Genomic DNA, 377 nt, shown 5'->3' with positions numbered 1-377 from the left:
ACCTTTACAATCGTCTTGCCGAAACCAGAAACTACATATTTTATTCCTTTTCCAACTAGACTTACAGCTTTTCCAATTGGGACAAAGTTTAAAAGCGCCCATCCCGCGGCAATGAGTCTTTCTTTTCCCGATAATTCTTTACCAGTGACGGGGTCTTTCCCTGTAACTGCTCTAATCACATCATTTACACCGAAAAATTCAGCTGCGCCTTCTAATCCTTTTTCCCACCATGATTTTTCATGTTTCTTTTCTTTTTTCGGAGTTTCTTTTACTTTCTCTTTTTGTTTCTTCTGATATTCCTCATCTGCTTGACGAAACTTTTTGGCAATGCGCCGTAATTCTTTTTCTGTCACTTGTAAGTTATGTATATATGACTC

General features: G+C 37.9%; 1 protein-coding gene. It reads right to left on the bottom strand.

The genetic code is table 11. The features are described from left to right. On the bottom strand, positions 1–377 hold a 377-nt coding region (locus MR063_RS21605; protein WP_242201341.1), incomplete at both ends, for a pre-toxin TG domain-containing protein.

Source organism: Bacillus cereus group sp. BfR-BA-01492, from assembly GCF_022662815.1.
Lineage (GTDB): Bacteria > Bacillota > Bacilli > Bacillales > Bacillaceae_G > Bacillus_A > Bacillus_A cereus_BD.
Note: the sequence above shows the minus strand (reverse complement) of the source record. Positions and strands in the feature narration are given on the sequence as shown.